This is a genomic window from Motilimonas cestriensis (assembly GCF_021295315.1).
Classification (GTDB): domain Bacteria; phylum Pseudomonadota; class Gammaproteobacteria; order Enterobacterales; family CBDFNC01; genus Motilimonas; species Motilimonas cestriensis.
Genome location: NZ_JAIMJA010000003.1, coordinates 192,711 through 208,190 on the forward strand (window position 1 = coordinate 192,711; position 15,480 = coordinate 208,190).

Sequence of the window (15,480 nt, forward strand, 5' to 3'; positions counted from 1 at the left end):
CTGTCATGCTTTAGTCGTTATTCAAACCTGCTTTATAGCGCCATGCTAGTAAAAACACTGGAATATATGCAACTAAGGTAATGAATAGCCCCCATGTAGGGTTGTCCATCGCAAGCCAAGCCAGCGGTAAAAACCAAACTAAATTTATACCCGCTAAACATAATGTCACTCTCAAATGACTGTGCCAGCGGCGTGAGAGTATTTGGTATAAGTGACTGCGATGTGGTGCTGTCCATTGTTGCTTATCAAGTATGCGACGAACTAGGGTATAGCTAGCATCGCTGACAAAATAGCCCATAAGAATAAGCCATACCCAAAGGTTTAGCGTCGACGTTACGCTAGTTAATACGGCCATCATGCTGATGAGTAGACCTAACCCTCCGCTGCAGGCATCGCCCATAAAAATACGGGCTGGAGGCCAATTCCAAGCGAGAAATCCCAAAATGCAAGGGATCAGCAATCCTAACCAAACTATATTAGCAACATCATGATTTAGAAAAAGTAATAAGCAGGCACTGCTCAATACAGTTACTCCTTGAAGGCTGGCAAAACCGTCAATTCCGTCCATAAAGTTATACAAGTTGATAAACCAAACGAGCGCAATGGCAAGTAACGGAGCTAATAGCCAACTAGGTAGTATGATATTCGCTATGTTTAAGACAGGTAAGTTAGGAAGCAAAATCAAGAACGTGCAAGTAGAGCCTAAATGCACTACCAAACGCCATTTTGCTGCTACGTGGCCAAGATCATCTAGAAAGCCGATAGCTGCGACGGCTAAAAGGGGTAAAGACAATGCAAAAAAATACACCACTGGTAATTGTTGAGTAAAACATAGCCAGATAAGAGAGCCGATAATACTTGCTACTACTGCAATCCCCCCCCCGCGAGGAGTTGGTGTTTGATGGGAGCTACGATGATTAGGGTCATCAATAATATTTTTATGCAGAGCATACTGACGCATTAGGCCAGTTAGAACCAAGCTGATAATAAAAACTAAGGTAATAGTTAGCACGATAGATCCTGTTTCATCTTTAAGAACGCAGCGTCGACAGTATAAGGAGGCTGCCAATCCAGTGTGTGCTGTGTATGTTGTATATCGATCGTTAGACTGCTAGTTAATCTTTCAATCATCCCGCTTCTGCCAAGCACCTTTGCACCAGCTACTAGCAACCACAAGGGAATAGGGACTAAACGAGCCGTTGTTCCAGATAATTCAGCATAATAGTTAATCAACGCTGGTGTGCTAATAGCTTGATTATCTGAAACCAAAAAAGTTTGTTTACTGGCCTTTGGGTGGTGGCTACATGTGATGATTAAATCGCACAAATTGTAAATGCTGACCATATCGCGTTGGTTATTAATTCTGCCAAGAGGAAGCGGTAAACCTTTGTACACAACTTTCATTAAAGTTGCTAAGTTACCTTTTGCGGCAGGGCCATAAATTAACGGTGGGCGAATAATTACCCAGTCCATGATTTTATCGTGACAAGCTTTGCTCAGTGCTTGTTCTGCTTCCCATTTAGACTGGCCGTAAGGGTCGGTTGGCACTGGCTGCATGGCGATAGAGAAAGGTTGATCATGAGTCTGCTCCCCCATGGCTTTAATAGAGCTAATATAGATAAAACGCTTTACCTGAGCCTTAACAGCCAATTGCGCTAAGCGTTGGGTGAAGTGACAGTTAACACGGCGAAAGTCAGCCAAAGGATTGCTACTGGTATCTTGCATCTGATGGGCTCGGCCCGCTAAATGAATAATACAATCTACATTATTGAGTAGTGCTGAAATTGATTGGTCAGAAGTTTGATCAGCTAGCTGATGCCAAGTAATTTTACTACTGTTGGGCAAATTGCCGCTTCCTGATGTATTACAGGCATAAATATGCTCAGCCTTTGGCAGAAGCAGAGGCAGTAAATGTTGGCCTACGTAACCAGAAGCACCAGTAACAAGAATATGCATAAAGCACCATGGAAAGGAAATAAAACAACAAAAAAACCTGCCTAAGCAGGTTTTTTAGTAATACGAGAATACGATTTATAGACCACTAATAATGAAGTCAACAGCAGCTTTGATTTCATCATCAGAACAGTCCATGCAAGTGCCTTTTGCAGGCATTGCATTAAAGCCATTGATGGCATGAGTGTAAAGTGTCTCGTTACCTTGTGCGATACGAGCTGACCATGCTGAAGCATCGCCTTTAACAGGAGCACCAGCGGCACCAGTAGCATGACAAGCCATACATTTAGTGTTGTAAATCGTTGCGCCATCACGTGGGCCTGCATCCGCTACCGCTTCAGTTGCTGGTGCCACATCCGGTAGTTCACCATCAAGGTAAACATCACCAACAGGCTTAATACGCTCGGCAATTGCTTCGTCAGACATATCGGCAGCAAAGGCCATGCTAGACAACAGCGCTAGCGAAGCCACTGCAATTTGACGTAATGTAAATAATTGTTGAAATTTGCTCACTGTTTGCTCCAATTGCATTGCCTTAGTAGGCTTATTGTAATTTCTTCCCAGAATTTTGCCAGATTATAACCGTTTAGCAACCAAGGATAAACATTTCTAAATTTAGTAAATTATGTATTAACCGCTCTGATTCACCTAGTCAGTCACCATTGGCTGCTTTAATCGGCCTGTTTTCTGTCTATTTAAGAGGGGCTTTTTCTGAGTTCAGTGTGGTTGGCCCAACCGGTATACAGTTTCGGACATCGTGTTTACCCCAGCGAATCGGGTTTGCAGTTTTATATAGCTTCTAATTTCGCCTTACGCTGAGCTAATATCGCTTCATCTTTCCCTGTATGCCGTTTATGTGGAGTCACAAACTGTAATTTATTGTGTTTGTACTCATAGCCCCCTCTGGCAGGATAGTTGTCACTACTTAAAATTTACCCAGTTGGGGGTTAAGGCTTGATTGTGCGTAACCTTTCACCAGCCCCTACTTGATCAAGCCGTGATCAGCTTAAACACATCCGGATACTCAAGCTTCTCTATCACTGTCGTCACGATGGTTTCAATCATATTCAAGGCATTGACCCCACGCTTTTTGCTAGTTTCGATCACCGATAATAAACGAGAGCGAAATTTATCGCCGCGATCTGAATTAGTCCCGTAGCAAATTTTCCGCATTATAACGCTGCCTCGCAGGCATCGCTCGGCTTCATTCTTTGTCAGCGGCGTGCCGCTGTATTGTAAAAATACCCATAAGCCTGTTTCATATTTTAAAATGTGCTGACATCTTCCTGCATAGCGACTAGCTGGGACCTGAGTCCCTTTTTGTAGTAATGCCTTGATAATTTTCCGCAATCGTTGCATTCGCCGTAACCACTGGGGCTCACTGATCTCATCTTCGGCGTTGTTCAAACCGATGCTGTGTTCTAAATATGCAACTAACCATTAGAACCAGTTTTGCGCCCAGTCTCGCAGTTAATCCGCCACCGGAATAATCGGCCATTTGTTGCAAGTTGCGTTTAACGTGAGCAAGGCAAAACTGATGCCTTGCGGGGTCTAACCAGTTGTAACTCGCACACTGATCCGTGACGATAACGGATATTTTTTGTTCTCCGAGTAAATGTTTCGCATTATCTTGACTGCGCGAGAATCGAACATTTTGAAACACGGCGTCATCACTCGCCATCAGCCATAACCAGCGTGTTGACTGATCATCATTGCGCGGATGCGTGGTTTCATCAGCATGAATAATCGATGATTTTTGGATGTGTGCTTTCAACGCCTGATGCACCGGTGTAAGCATAGAGCTGACGCGACCTTGAACTTCAGATAACGCACCAATCGAGAATGTGGTGCCATATTGATCTTGTAAAAGCTGCCTGATCTTATTCAAGCTTAAATGATATTGCCCCGCAAGAACCGCTATTTGGCTCATTAACCGCGGACCAATTTGTCCTGATGGAGTATCGCGGGGCAGTTGACCTTGACTCACGAGACTGCAGCAATCGCAGCGACCATGAAACAACTGATATTCCGTGATATCCAAGGTTTGCGGTGGCAACTCAAACACTTGATGACGACGTGAAGGAGTTGAGTTAACAACCACGTCACCACCACACTGACGGCAGTGCGGCTCAGGTAGGCAAGACACGATGTTGTCAGAAGGTTTAAGCTTGCTTAGTGGTCGTCGATGCCCTTTGTGTCCAGGTTGAGCGCCAGCCGAATGTCGGCTACGAGGCGCTTGAGCTTTTTTCGCTCAGCTTTTGCCTCCGGTGAATCTTTAGAAGGTGAGCTCGAAGAATTGCGTGAGCTGGTCGCAAGTTTGTCTTCGTAGTCGCGCAGCTTATCCCACAGCTCTTTGATGAGTGCGTTGGCATCATGGGTGTCCTCAACGTGAGACGCATCTTGGGTGAACATCGATTTCTTTTTCATGGCAGTGATGTTGACAGGCGGAAAGGATCCTTCAATAGCGAATGTGAAATCAGTCGATTCGGATCACATATTGTTTTTCAATGGGGGGCTGGTGAAAGGTTACTGTTGAGGGGTTAAGTTCATTGAGCGTAAGCGCATCATAAACCCCGCATTCTAATCACCTAGCACGAAGAATAAGATCAAGTCTCCAACCATGAGGAGATTTGAAATGAGAAAACGACGCACCAACCAAGAATGGCAAAACCTTATTGCGCAATCTGAATCAAGTTCAATATCTACACTCGCATTTTGCAAGCTCAATGAACTTAACCCCTCAACATTCTATGCCAAGCGTCAGCAATTCAATACAAAACTGATGTATCTCTAGGCTTTGTCCGAGCAGAAGTCGTCGAAAAGACGACGAAGTATCAAGCTCAGAGTGCAACGGCTAACATGATACTACTCGTCAATGATGTAGAGCTGCGCATTCCACAAGGCACGCCAGCGGCCTATCTCGCAGAGCTCATCGGTGCGCTATCATGAAACGCATGCTCAGCGCACCAGAGATTTATCTGCATCGTGAAAGTGTCGATTTTAGAAAGTCCATCAATGGCCTCGCGGCGATCATCGAAAGTGACACCGATTTCCCCTGGGAAGCGGTGCACTGTTCCTGTTCACCAACAAACAGCGCGACAAAATCAAAGTGTTGTACTGGGATAAAACAGGCTTTGCTCTTTGGTACAAGCGCCTTGAAAAAGCCAAGTATAAGTGGCCTACAAAAGAGAAAAATGAGGTGTTTACCCTGACTCAATTCGAGCTCGATAGACTCCTTTCTGGCTTCACGATTATCGGCCATAAACCCGTTAAAATAAACAATTTTACAATGACTTAATCGAAAATAAAGCCTTATTCACCAGGCGTTAATGGCATAATTTCAATATAATCAATGCCATGAAAAAGACGCCAACTATTAACCCAGAAAGCCAAGATGTTGCCGAGCTACAAGCGATGGTGAAAGCGCTGATGGCGTCGCAAAAACAGAAAGAATCTGAGTGGAAACAAGAGCGCCAGTCGCTACTTGAACAGCTCAAGCTGGCCTTCGACCGCCAGTTCGCTAAACGCTCGGAGGCGTTAAAGCCTTACAATGAATCTCAAGGTGACCTCTTCAACGAAGTGGAATGTGAAGCCGCTAAGGTTGAAGTGGTCACGACGACCACCACAACGAAGAAACGTGGTAAACGCAAGCCACTTCCAAAGACCTTGCCTCGTGAGGTTATCGAACTTGATTTAGACGACCATGAAAAGCAGTGCGCTTGCTGCCAACATAATCTGCATAAAATCGGTGAAGACCGCAGTGAGAAACTTGAGTTCTCACCAGCGGTGCTCAAAGTGCTGGAATATGTTCGTCCTAAATATGCTTGTCGTCAGTGCGAGCAAACTGAAGACAACAATCGCATCGTTCAAAAGCCAGCGCCGCAAAGCATTATCCCTAAAAGCTTCGCAACAGAAAGCTTGCTGGCCAATATCATCCTTGGCAAATATCAATACGCGATGCCACTGTATCGCCAAGAGTCGCTGTTCACTCAATCGGGTATCGAGCTATCACGAACCACCATGGCAAGGTGGGTTATCCAAGTCAGTGAGAAGTTCGCACCACTTTACGCGGCCTTGAAAGCGCACCTACTAGAGCAAGTGGTGATTCAAGCGGATGAAACACCGCTCAATGTGCTCAAGGAAGATAAACAATGTTACATGTGGCTTTACTGCTCGGGCGCAGATTCGCCAGATGCCGCACTCCCTAATGTAAAAAATATCGCCTTGTACGACTATCAAAACAGTCGCGCGAGGGCATGCCCTGTTGCCTTCTTGGGAGATTATAGTGGTTATCTGCAAACCGATGGCTATGGTGTCTATGATGGCCTTCATCTAGTCACCAATATTGGCTGCTTGGCGCATGCACGGCGTAAGTTCATGGATGCGAAGAAGCTTCAAGGTAAAGGTAAGACAGGCAAAGCGGATAAAGCGCTGGCCAAAATCCAGAAGCTCTATGGGATAGAATCCCGCTTAAAAGGTGAGTCTGCGGAAAAACGAAAAGCAGAGCTTCAACAGCATGCCAAGCCGATACTGGATGAGTTGTACGAGTGGATGGCAACTCAACAAGTGATGGAGTCTAGCCCGCTGGGTAAGGCGATAAAATACACGCTCGGCCAATGGCCAAAGCTCATCCGCTATATCGATGACGGCCATTTATCGATAGACAATAACCGCGCTGAACGCGCAATTAAACCGCTGGTCATTGGCAGAAAAAACTGGCTCTTCTCGACCAACCCTAACGGGGCTGAAGCGAGCGCGATGCTTTACAGCATCGTTGAAACCGCGAAAGCCAACGGACTCATCCTCTATGACTACATGGTCAAGTGTATGCAGGAGTTAGCGAAAGCGGAGCCAGATATCGATGCGCTCCTGCCTTGGAACTTCAAACATTAGCAACATCAGTCCGTGGGATCATGGGGCGTTTACTAAGAAATTGTATGGTTCACTCGAAGAACTGCAAAAGGATCTGGACGAGTGGATGAATTATTACAATAATGAACGCACACATCAGGGCAAAGTATGCTGTGGCAGAACGCCACTAGAAACATTACTTGATGGTAAAAAGGTTTGGGCAGAAAAGAATTTAGCTCAAATCTAAGCTGACAACGGCACCATTAAAAATGGGTAACTGTCAGATCAAGTCTGAGCTAGTACAACTAAGCGGACTAAGATAGAGGGTTACAACGTGAAACAGAGCGACCCATTTGCTCACTGTTGATTTACCGACCCCATCGACTTAGCGGCTTCTTCTTGTGTGCACCTTGATCTAAAACCAGTTCAGTGGTCTCTAATTTGATCGCTGCGCTAAAGGTTACTCGTTTTTTGTTCGTCATTTTACCACCCAGTTCTATGCTCATAGCATATCATTTGTTTCTTAATGGATGGCCAAATTAATTATGCCACTACACTTGAATAGGTGTCGGCTTCGCGACACCTATTCTTATCTGTTCAATGTAGTAGGTCGAGTGAATCAAAGATCTGTAGAAGGGTCGTAAGATTCCACAGCTTGAAGTCTAGAACTCCCGGTATAGCCACCAAATGTAAAAACCTTATTGTCATATAAGACAGTAGGAAACCAATACTTCGTGTCACTCATCGGATGGCGGGTAGACCATCCACCACTTACTAAATCATATGATTCAACGAGATCCAAAGCACCACCAGAATTTCGCCCACCAAATACAAATAGCTCTTGGCCAATTACGGAACAACTTAGCGCCTCCCTTGAACTAGTTAAGCCTAGGGAAGTTGACCAGGAATCACTCATCGGATCATATACTTGAACCGATGACGTGGCACCACTTCCTGCATCACCTCCAAGAACATATATTTTTTGATCTAATACGCAAGCATCATTATTCGCTAATAGTGTCGGGGCCGATTGACCATCTGACCAACTATCTGTTTTTGGATTATAAATCTCTACATAATTTTTATAGCTCCATGCTACGCCGTTTCGCCAAGGTCCATCATCGACAGTTCCTTGACCTCCAATTACGTAGATCAAATCATCTACTACCGCACTGCTAAATACATATCTATAAGTTGGTCGAGGCTCTTTGGTTTGCCAGCTATCATTAGCGGGGTCATATACAAATGTATCATTGATAAACCCGCCTGCACCATAACCTGATACGATATAAATCTTATCGCCAATGGTATGAGCGTTTAAATTGTGTAGCCCTTTTGGCATAGAAGCTTTAGCTGACCAGCTGTCAGTTAAAGGGTCATAAGCATACACCGATTTCATATCAGATCCTGTGCCGCCAAAATAGTATAGAATACCGTTGTACTGTGCAGCTGCACCTCCTCGAGTTTCTAATGGAAGACTAGCTAATGGTACCCAAGGAGTAGATTTAACCGTAATACTAAAAGGAGCAAGAATTACCTCTTCAATACCATCAGAAGCGCTGATTTCTATATTTGAATATATACCAGCATTTTCATTTGTAGGTATACCACTAATTTCACCTGTCAGTGATGAAAAATTAAGCCAGCCGGGCTTGTTGACTATAGAAAATTCTAATCCATCACCATCGATATCATTTGTTACCGGAACAAAACTGTACTCGGCGAAAGCATCAATTTGGCTTGAAGGTATTCCAGATATAACGGGGACATCATTATCAGATAGAACACTAATGGTTATAGTTACTGAATCGCTAAAAATATCTCCTTGTGATAGATACAGTTGAACGCTGTCGATACCATTAAAATTTTCGTTCGGTTTATACGTTACATTAGGAAACTCACCTATTAAAACTCCGCTGCTAGGTTGACGAGTTATAACGTACTTAATCAGGTCACCTTTAGGATTATTTGATTTCAAAGTAAAAGATATATCTGTGTCCTCATCAGTTTGAAGTTCTATGTTACCAACAACAAAATTTTCCTGGTAAGGCGCACTATCCTCTTCGTCCAAAATATTGTCATTATCATCATCCAGATCATATTCATTTGCTACCCCATCAAGATCAGAATCAAGAAACAGATTAATATTGGATGGTGTAGAAGAGCTATTTGCCAGCCGTGCAAATTCATTAAGGTGCATCTGTACTCTAATAGGATCAATGTCGGCCATAGCTAGTTTTATGCTTTCAAAAACAGTAGTGTCCTCTACATTGCCATCAGCGAAGTCATTGGCAAGTTCATTTAATACCAGTGTAAGCTCTGCATCTGGGCTTGTGGAATTACCGCTAGCTAGATTCAACGAGTATTGATAAAACAAGGAAGAAATTAGTGTGAGATACGCGTTGCCAACGTCGCCTGCAGTCGTATCGTAAAGACCTAAAGATGCGAACGAATCTATTGCTGGGCTAGGAACGATTTCATCCAATAAAGTTAACATCTCATCTTCGGCAGTCGAAATTGCCTCGGCCGCAGGACTACCGAAAGAGATAAGCTCTATTACTCTGTTGCTTGTTAGATGGGTTAGTATATTTACATGTGCTCGCTGCTGTCCTTCGGAAGAAACGACATATACTGATCGGAGGTTCAGCGTGCCGGCGGAAAGCTCTCCAGTTATTTCATTTCGATAATATCCATTAGCCTTTATTTGAACTAACGTATCTTTCTCATAAGAGAATGAAAAATCGCCTAAATCGTTTGTGGTTTGAGTAGTCAGAGTTGAATCGACTGGTTGCCCTAGATTATTCAGCTTTCCAATTGTTACATTAGTCCCAATGATGAAAGGTCCCTTTTCAACTGCACCATTTACAATAACTGAATTCGGTTCGGAATTACTCTCTCCACCACCACCTCCACCGCAACCAACGAGTAAGAGAAGAGCTATTCCAACAACGGGTTGATATTTTATTTGACTCAATACAGGCATAATTTCATCATCCTTAACATTACTTCTTAGTTTCGCAAATTATATATGAACTAGACATCCCGAGCATTTAACGCCCACTTCTAACGAATCCACACAAAATATCTTTCACTATCATAGATATAGGAACGCACCTCGTTTAGTGATCTAATTAATTTCGCCAAAAACAAACCAGATTACAACGAGATGCGTGAACTTAATATCATACACCAACAGCTACAAAATCAATGCCCTTTCATTCACAAAAAACGACTTCAATCCCTCATCGATTTTACCCAAGCATTGCTCCAAGGTGACCGCCTCACCCTTACTCAACTAGGCTGCTCAATGACGGGTAAGACATCCGCTAAGCATGCCATTAAGCGTGTTGATAGGTTGCTTGGCAATGATCGCGGGTGCATCGCTATTTATCGTTGGCATGCGCAGCTAACTTGCAGCCTCAACCCCTTTCCGTTTGTCCTTATCGACTGAACAGCTGCGAATGATGACATTACGCGCATCCATTGCCGTCAATGGTCGCAGTGTTGTTTTGTATGAACGTACCTTTGAATTCAAGCATTACAACTCTCCTCGCAGCCATCAACGTTTCTTGGATGAATTAAAACAAGTGATGCCACCCAGCTGCACGCCCATTCTGATCACCGATGCTGGTTACCGAAATACCTGGTTTCGCCAAGTTGAAGCACTTGGTTGGTATTGGCTTGGCCGTTTACGCGGTAAGGTAGGTGTGAAGCTAGCTAAGCAAGGCTGGCTATCGAATAAAAGCTTTTTCACCAAAGCGAATACACAGCCTCTGCACCTCGGACCTGCTGTCATCGCAAAGAAGAGTCCTCTTGCAGTAACCTTTCACCAGCCCCTACTTGATTAAGCCGTGATTAGCTTAAACACATCCGGATACTCACGCTTCTCTATCACTGCCGTCACTATGGTTTCAATCATATTCAAGGCATTGACCCCACGCTTTTTGCTAGTTTCGATCACCGATAATAAACGAGAGCGAAATTTATCGCCGCGATCTGAATTAGTCCCGTAGCAAATTTTCCGCATGATAACGCTGCCTCGCAGGCATCGCTCGGCTTCATTATTTGTCAGCGGCGTGCCGCTGTATTGTAAAAATACCCATAAGCCTGTTTCATATTTTAAAATGTGCTGACATCTTCCTGCATAGCGACTAGCTGGGACCTGAGTCCCTTTTTGTAGTAATGCCTTGATAATTTTCCGCAATCGTTGCATTCGCCGTAACCACTGGGACTCACTGATCTCATCTTGTTCAAACCGATGCTGTGTTCTAAATATGCAACTAACCATTAGAACCGACATTCCGCAGCCAATTTAGGAATAAAATGATTCGTACATCTCGCCAAGTCGTTGCAGTAGCCGTCGTTGGTAATCTTGCATCCCTGTAATAAATCGCTGCTCGCCAAACTCCAGCATGTCTATGCCCTCGAATTTCAAAAACACCCAGCGCGCTGTCGGCTTTGAGGTCGTTTTGTTATTGACCATGCTAGGGAAGAATTCGTCGGTATGCTTTAGTTCTTCGCGGATTTTATGCTCCAGTCCGGCGTACACCATTAAGCTTATTATCATTATCATGAGCAAGGCTTCAATTCGTTGCGGCTTCTTTAAAAAGATGGACGAGGTTAAAAATTCGGGACTTTTTAAGAATCGAAAACCGCGTTCAACCTTTTGCTGCGATTTGTAGTGAGTCAATAATGCCGCCATGTCGAGGTCGCGACTGTCAGTGTCATTGGTGGCGAGGATGAACATGCCCACCTTGAGTTTGGCGAGTTTTACTTTGGTTAAATCGGTGAATACGGTGGCATTAATTTGGTAGCTATAGCCCGTTGGTTTCTCGCCTTTCTTCGGCCGCCCGCGGTGGGTATAGATAGGCGCTTTGCTAATGCTGGTTTGTTCAAAACCAAGCAACTCAGACTGCTTTTTGAATTCATCAACGGCCAGATTGGCATCTTCCTCACAAGCAAATGGCTTACTCATCAATTTATTCAATTGCTTAAGCTCTTTGGTTAGGTCCTTCTCGAGATTTTTGTAGAAGGTGATTTCTTCTCGTTTCGTGGCTTGTTCGCTGTTAATGAGCAACCACTTTTGCTGCACATCGCCATAATTTGACGCAATCCAATGGCCGGAGTAGCCCTTGTCAATCGGCTCTAATTGCGTTGGGTCGAGTGCCAATAACGCCTTTTTGGCAGTCTTGATGGTCATCGGAACACGCGTAATGAATTTTTGCTTCTGCTCATCAAGAGACTGAATACTGTCTTGGGTGTAAAGCGCGGCATCAGCAATAAAGTAACGACTGTTTTGCGCCGCTTTTAGGCAGTGAATATGGTGTTTGGTGACCTCGGCAAAGGCTTTGGCGTCATTGGTATTACCGCTGAGCGCCTGCATGTAAACGGGCAATCCTGCTTGGTTTTCACAGATAAGCTCAAGCACCACTTGGTTTAAATCGGGGCGATGGTCACGGCTATAACCTTGGACTAATTTAATGGTATTAATGTCATCTGAGGCGGCTTGAGCATAGTCACCATCTACATGGAAGCTGGTGATATCAAGGTGCACCGAATCGGTTTGTAGCCCTAATTTCTCGACCACATGCTCGGCAATCGCTTGATACATGACAGACACATCGGCTTCAAACAGCGTATCCAAGGTCCGCCCGAGCACATCATCAGTTAAATGCTCGGCTTGTATGTCTTTCGCGTAAGCGTGCAGTTAAGCGGTGAGGCCTTATTCAGCCTCACTTAATTGAATGCTCCAGGGCATTAAGTCACTTAAATCATCTTCTGGTGATCGTGTCGGCAGTAATCGGAACAACTCTTTGAAGTAGTAATAGGGGTTGATGTCATTAGCCCGACAAGTCATGACTAAACTGTATAAATTGGCGCTGGCATGAGCCCCGCCCACCGACGTTGAGAACAACCAATTTTTTCGTCCCGTTGTAAATGGCCTAATATCGCGCTCGGTCACATTACTGTCGATGCTCAATTCACCATCTTCTAGATAGGTCAGTAGTTTTGGCCATTGATTCAGTGCGTAGCCAATGGCCTTGCCTAATTGTCCTTTCGGCAATGTTTTTTCACTGGTGTCCTGCAGCCATTGATGGAAGCACTCTAAGATAGGTCTCGCTTCAATCTCTCGTAATTGTTGCCTTTCTTGAGCACTTAACAATTTGGCTTTATGCTCAATCCGATATAGCTTAGCGATAAAACTCATGGCTTTATCGGCCTTGCCCGATTTCTGATTAGCTTGTGCTATTTTTGCATCATTAAATTTACGTCTCACGTGCGCCATGCAACCCGCTTGTGTGACCTTGTCTAAGCGGTTGTAGCCTGAGTAACCGTCGCTCAGCAAATAACCTTGGTAATCCCCTAAAAAGTCAATGGCACAGGCGCTGGCACGGCTTGGCTGGTACTCATAAATCACCACTGGCTGCGCAGCAAATTCGCCACTGCGATATACCCACATATACGATTTACGTTCGGCGCTTCGATCTTCTTCGCGCAGCACTTGTACCGTTGTTTCATCGGCGCAGATAACGGGCTCAGCAAGCAGCTTGGCCTTCATCGTTGCAATAACCACATCGACTTTTTTACCTAATTGCACGCACCAGTTCGCGAGTGTGCTGCGGCTGATGGCTAAGTCTGAGCGCGTTAAGATCTCTGCCTGTCGATACAGTGGCAAGGCATCAACGTATTTTGCGGTAACCACCGCGGCAAACGCTTCTGGGCTACCGATACTTTGTGGGATCATGCTGGGCGGCTTCGGCGCGGTGATGATCTTGTTGCTGGTATGTGTCTTTTCACACTGGCGACAGGTGTATTTAGTACGCTCATGGCGGATCACACTCACTTTTTGCGGGATGATCTTAAGTTGCTCACTGACCTCAACGCCACATTCATGTAACTCACCATGACAACATTCGCAATGCGGTGCATTGAGTGTGTGCTGTTGCACTTCTCGTTCAAACTCGGCTGGCAGTGGTTTACGGCCTTTTTGCTGATGATGTGGTGTTATTTTTGGCAAGGCATTTTGCTGCTCAGATTCATTAAAGGTACCCTTGGCCACTTTTTCACTCTGCGCAGAGAAGCGTTTGGACTGGCTGAGATTAAGCTGCTCGACCAACAATTGCAGCTTAGTTTTTAGCTCCGTCATTTCCTCCGCTTGCGCGTGAAGCTGTTTATCTTTTTGCAGATTTTCTTCCTGCAGCTTGAGCAACATGGCTTTCAGTTGGTTGATGTCATCGGGAAGCTCGGTCATGCCAGTCTATTCAAGGGTTAATGTTGCCCCGATGATGACAGCTAAAATAGATCCTTCAAGCGCCATGAGCGGATCAACATCCTGGTTCACATTTCTAAGCCAAATAAAGGTTGGTGAGCGCGAGGATGCTCCAATTGCAATCCTGATAAAAGCCATTGCAGCTGCTGTTTAGTGATATAAATATGGCCTGCCGTATTGGGTGCAGGCCATTTGAAACGACCTTTTTCCAAGCGACGGTAGTAAAGCCAAAACCCGTTGCTGTCCCAAAACAGAATTTTAAGTTTGTCACGCTGGCGGTTGCAGAAGATGTACCAAGCGTCATTGAACGGGTCCATCTCAAGGGAATCCGCCACGATATGCGCCAAGCCATCAATGGATTTACGCATATCGGTTACCCCAGCCACCAGATAAATGCGCGTTGCTGGGGCTAACATTGCAGCGCTTTTAACCAAGTTTGGAGCTGACCGAGTGGCAACGCAGCTGGCAGCTCAATGCGAAGCCCATTTGGAAAATGAACATTTACACTAGCAGCCTGAGTGGGAGCCGCTCCCTGAAGCAGGATGGGATGCAAAGTAGTAGCGGGTTTATCGCTGAATTTTTTACGCCAATAATAAAAAGTGTGCTCAGCAATCTGATGTTGCTGACAAAAAGCGGCAACCGAGATGCCGCTATTAGCGTGTTGTGAAATGATGTCAGCCCAATGCTGACGTTTATTGGATTGAGTCATAATTACCTCCAAAATGAGTGAGGGAACTATGCCGAGAATAGGGTTATTTTAGAATGTGGGGTTAATTAGTCGCTTACTCTTTCGCCAACAACTTGGCAACGGGCTTGGTTTGAAAAAAGTCAGAAAACATATGCAAGGTACGGCTATGGAAGCCTAACCCGTTAAGCACCATCGCCAGCACGGCATCACCATGAGAAACATGATGGTCCGAGAGTTTGGGGATGGCTCGATCGATAAAACGAGGTAACCCAATTTCGTGACAAAAAGCAGCAATTAACCCGAGGTGATCGAGGCGTTTAATGACAGGCTGAGGGGCAGACATAGTGAGCGACCGTTAAATAGCAGTAATAGATCAAAATAGGGGATCGCGGTCAATAGGGTGTTTGCAAAATTGCGCAGAAATGATCGTGCGATCACACTATTTTAAATCTGGAATTAGCTGCGGAATGACGGGTAAACGCGATATCCGCAACTGTACGCCAGTTGGGCCGACAACACTGAACCCGGAAAAAGAGCCAATTAAACAGATAGAAAAACAGGCCGCTTAAAGCTGCTAATAGTGACAACTAACTAAAAACGCCGATAGTTACGGAAAGACCATGACATCCCATTTATTTGCCTGAAAAGCATTCATGTATTGTCCCCGCTCACCCTTGCCTTGAACAATATTGAAGTGGGGCTGCTAGACATGGGGGGT

The 15,480-nt window shown here is 44.9% G+C and carries 16 protein-coding genes and 4 pseudogenes; 6 read left to right on the forward strand and 14 right to left on the reverse strand.

What is annotated here, in order from left to right; translation table 11 throughout:
• Positions 1-10: 10 nt before the first annotated feature.
• From K6Y31_RS04285 to K6Y31_RS22285, 6 genes are all read right to left on the reverse strand, one after another.
• On the reverse strand, positions 11-1,012 hold the full coding sequence (locus tag K6Y31_RS04285; RefSeq protein WP_233051610.1) for an MraY family glycosyltransferase: 1,002 nt from the start codon (positions 1,010-1,012) through the stop codon (positions 11-13).
• Positions 1,006-1,956 (reverse strand): NAD-dependent epimerase/dehydratase family protein, encoded by a 951-nt coding sequence (locus K6Y31_RS04290; protein ID WP_233051611.1) that lies wholly within the window; start codon positions 1,954-1,956, stop codon positions 1,006-1,008. Before K6Y31_RS04290 ends, K6Y31_RS04285 begins: the two co-directional genes overlap by 7 nt.
• A gap of 75 nt (positions 1,957-2,031) precedes the next feature.
• Positions 2,032-2,397 carry a c-type cytochrome gene (locus K6Y31_RS04295; protein WP_233051683.1) on the reverse strand — a complete coding sequence of 122 codons (366 nt, stop codon included), beginning with the start codon at positions 2,395-2,397 and terminating at the stop codon, positions 2,032-2,034.
• 546 nt (positions 2,398-2,943) lie between these two features.
• Complete coding sequence (locus tag K6Y31_RS22275) at positions 2,944-3,360, reverse strand: IS66 family transposase (protein WP_282560147.1); 417 nt, start codon at positions 3,358-3,360, stop codon at positions 2,944-2,946.
• Entirely contained in the window at positions 3,341-4,099 is a 759-nt protein-coding gene (gene tnpC, locus K6Y31_RS22280; RefSeq protein WP_345790234.1) for an IS66 family transposase, read from the reverse strand. Before tnpC (K6Y31_RS22280) ends, K6Y31_RS22275 begins: the two co-directional genes overlap by 20 nt.
• A gap of 26 nt (positions 4,100-4,125) precedes the next feature.
• Positions 4,126-4,380 (reverse strand): DUF6444 domain-containing protein, encoded by a 255-nt coding sequence (locus K6Y31_RS22285; RefSeq protein ID WP_282560148.1) that lies wholly within the window; start codon positions 4,378-4,380, stop codon positions 4,126-4,128.
• Between the two features lie 208 nt (positions 4,381-4,588).
• Between K6Y31_RS22285 and tnpA (K6Y31_RS04305) the strand changes: the two genes are divergently transcribed.
• From tnpA (K6Y31_RS04305) to K6Y31_RS04315, 4 genes and pseudogenes are all read left to right on the forward strand, one after another.
• The gene (gene tnpA / locus K6Y31_RS04305) at positions 4,589-4,747 is read left to right on the forward strand and encodes an IS66 family insertion sequence element accessory protein TnpA (RefSeq protein WP_233051612.1); all 159 of its coding nucleotides are present in this window, start codon (positions 4,589-4,591) and stop codon (positions 4,745-4,747) included.
• 276 nt (positions 4,748-5,023) lie between these two features.
• Positions 5,024-5,251: an IS66 family insertion sequence element accessory protein TnpB gene (tnpB, locus tag K6Y31_RS22495; protein ID WP_427901893.1), complete on the forward strand. Its 228-nt coding sequence runs from the start codon at positions 5,024-5,026 to the stop codon at positions 5,249-5,251.
• Positions 5,252-5,310: 59 nt separating this feature from the next.
• Positions 5,311-6,846, forward strand: coding sequence for an IS66 family transposase (tnpC, locus tag K6Y31_RS04310; RefSeq protein ID WP_233051613.1), 1,536 nt, complete (start codon positions 5,311-5,313; stop codon positions 6,844-6,846).
• Between the two features lie 28 nt (positions 6,847-6,874).
• Positions 6,875-7,051: pseudogene (locus K6Y31_RS04315) on the forward strand (IS3 family transposase); the annotation flags it as partial.
• A gap of 121 nt (positions 7,052-7,172) precedes the next feature.
• Here K6Y31_RS04315 and K6Y31_RS04320 read toward each other — a convergent pair.
• The gene (locus K6Y31_RS04320) at positions 7,173-7,310 is read right to left on the reverse strand and encodes a hypothetical protein (RefSeq protein WP_233051614.1); all 138 of its coding nucleotides are present in this window, start codon (positions 7,308-7,310) and stop codon (positions 7,173-7,175) included.
• A 113-nt stretch (positions 7,311-7,423) separates the two neighbouring features.
• Positions 7,424-9,787, reverse strand: a complete 2,364-nt coding sequence (locus tag K6Y31_RS04325; RefSeq protein WP_233051615.1) for a Kelch repeat-containing protein — start codon at positions 9,785-9,787, stop codon at positions 7,424-7,426.
• Between the two features lie 183 nt (positions 9,788-9,970).
• Between K6Y31_RS04325 and K6Y31_RS04330 the strand changes: the two genes are divergently transcribed.
• Positions 9,971-10,255: a hypothetical protein gene (locus K6Y31_RS04330; RefSeq protein ID WP_233051616.1), complete on the forward strand. Its 285-nt coding sequence runs from the start codon at positions 9,971-9,973 to the stop codon at positions 10,253-10,255.
• Positions 10,256-10,265: 10 nt separating this feature from the next.
• Positions 10,266-10,652 carry a transposase gene (locus tag K6Y31_RS04335; RefSeq protein WP_233051617.1) on the forward strand — a complete coding sequence of 129 codons (387 nt, stop codon included), beginning with the start codon at positions 10,266-10,268 and terminating at the stop codon, positions 10,650-10,652.
• On the opposite strand, the pseudogene K6Y31_RS04340 reads toward K6Y31_RS04335, so the two are convergent.
• The 6 genes and pseudogenes from K6Y31_RS04340 to K6Y31_RS04365 form a co-directional block, all read right to left on the reverse strand.
• A pseudogene (locus K6Y31_RS04340) lies at positions 10,649-11,098 on the reverse strand (IS66 family transposase); the annotation flags it as partial. The gene K6Y31_RS04335 and the pseudogene K6Y31_RS04340 sit on opposite strands and share 4 nt — an antisense overlap.
• A gap of 18 nt (positions 11,099-11,116) precedes the next feature.
• Positions 11,117-12,499, reverse strand: a pseudogene (locus tag K6Y31_RS04345) (IS1634 family transposase); the annotation flags it as partial.
• A 27-nt stretch (positions 12,500-12,526) separates the two neighbouring features.
• Positions 12,527-14,056: an IS66 family transposase gene (tnpC, locus tag K6Y31_RS04350; RefSeq protein ID WP_233051618.1), complete on the reverse strand. Its 1,530-nt coding sequence runs from the start codon at positions 14,054-14,056 to the stop codon at positions 12,527-12,529.
• 86 nt (positions 14,057-14,142) lie between these two features.
• A complete protein-coding gene (tnpB, locus tag K6Y31_RS04355; RefSeq protein WP_233051619.1) occupies positions 14,143-14,490 on the reverse strand; it encodes an IS66 family insertion sequence element accessory protein TnpB in 348 nt (115 codons plus the stop codon).
• A complete protein-coding gene (tnpA, locus tag K6Y31_RS04360) occupies positions 14,484-14,783 on the reverse strand; it encodes an IS66 family insertion sequence element accessory protein TnpA (RefSeq protein WP_233051620.1) in 300 nt (99 codons plus the stop codon). Before tnpA (K6Y31_RS04360) ends, tnpB (K6Y31_RS04355) begins: the two co-directional genes overlap by 7 nt.
• Positions 14,784-14,859: 76 nt before the next feature.
• Positions 14,860-15,105, reverse strand: a pseudogene (locus K6Y31_RS04365) (DUF4277 domain-containing protein); the annotation flags it as partial.
• Between the last annotated feature and the right edge of the window lie 375 nt (positions 15,106-15,480).

What these genes read in the sequence shown, in the direction of transcription:
- K6Y31_RS04290 (WP_233051611.1), bottom strand. Translation starts at nt 1,956, where the DNA reads ATGCATATTCTTGTTACTGGTGCTTCTGGTTACGTAGGCCAACATTTA.
- K6Y31_RS04295 (WP_233051683.1), bottom strand. Translation starts at nt 2,397, where the DNA reads ATGGCCTTTGCTGCCGATATGTCTGACGAAGCAATTGCCGAGCGTATT.
- K6Y31_RS22285 (WP_282560148.1), bottom strand. Translation starts at nt 4,380, where the DNA reads ATGAAAAAGAAATCGATGTTCACCCAAGATGCGTCTCACGTTGAGGAC.
- tnpA (WP_233051612.1), top strand. Translation starts at nt 4,589, where the DNA reads ATGAGAAAACGACGCACCAACCAAGAATGGCAAAACCTTATTGCGCAA.
- tnpC (WP_233051613.1), top strand. Translation starts at nt 5,311, where the DNA reads ATGAAAAAGACGCCAACTATTAACCCAGAAAGCCAAGATGTTGCCGAG.
- K6Y31_RS04320 (WP_233051614.1), bottom strand. Translation starts at nt 7,310, where the DNA reads ATGAGCATAGAACTGGGTGGTAAAATGACGAACAAAAAACGAGTAACC.
- K6Y31_RS04325 (WP_233051615.1), bottom strand. Translation starts at nt 9,787, where the DNA reads ATGCCTGTATTGAGTCAAATAAAATATCAACCCGTTGTTGGAATAGCT.
- K6Y31_RS04330 (WP_233051616.1), top strand. Translation starts at nt 9,971, where the DNA reads ATGCGTGAACTTAATATCATACACCAACAGCTACAAAATCAATGCCCT.
- K6Y31_RS04335 (WP_233051617.1), top strand. Translation starts at nt 10,266, where the DNA reads ATGATGACATTACGCGCATCCATTGCCGTCAATGGTCGCAGTGTTGTT.
- tnpC (WP_233051618.1), bottom strand. Translation starts at nt 14,056, where the DNA reads ATGACCGAGCTTCCCGATGACATCAACCAACTGAAAGCCATGTTGCTC.
- tnpB (WP_233051619.1), bottom strand. Translation starts at nt 14,490, where the DNA reads ATGTTAGCCCCAGCAACGCGCATTTATCTGGTGGCTGGGGTAACCGAT.
- tnpA (WP_233051620.1), bottom strand. Translation starts at nt 14,783, where the DNA reads ATGACTCAATCCAATAAACGTCAGCATTGGGCTGACATCATTTCACAA.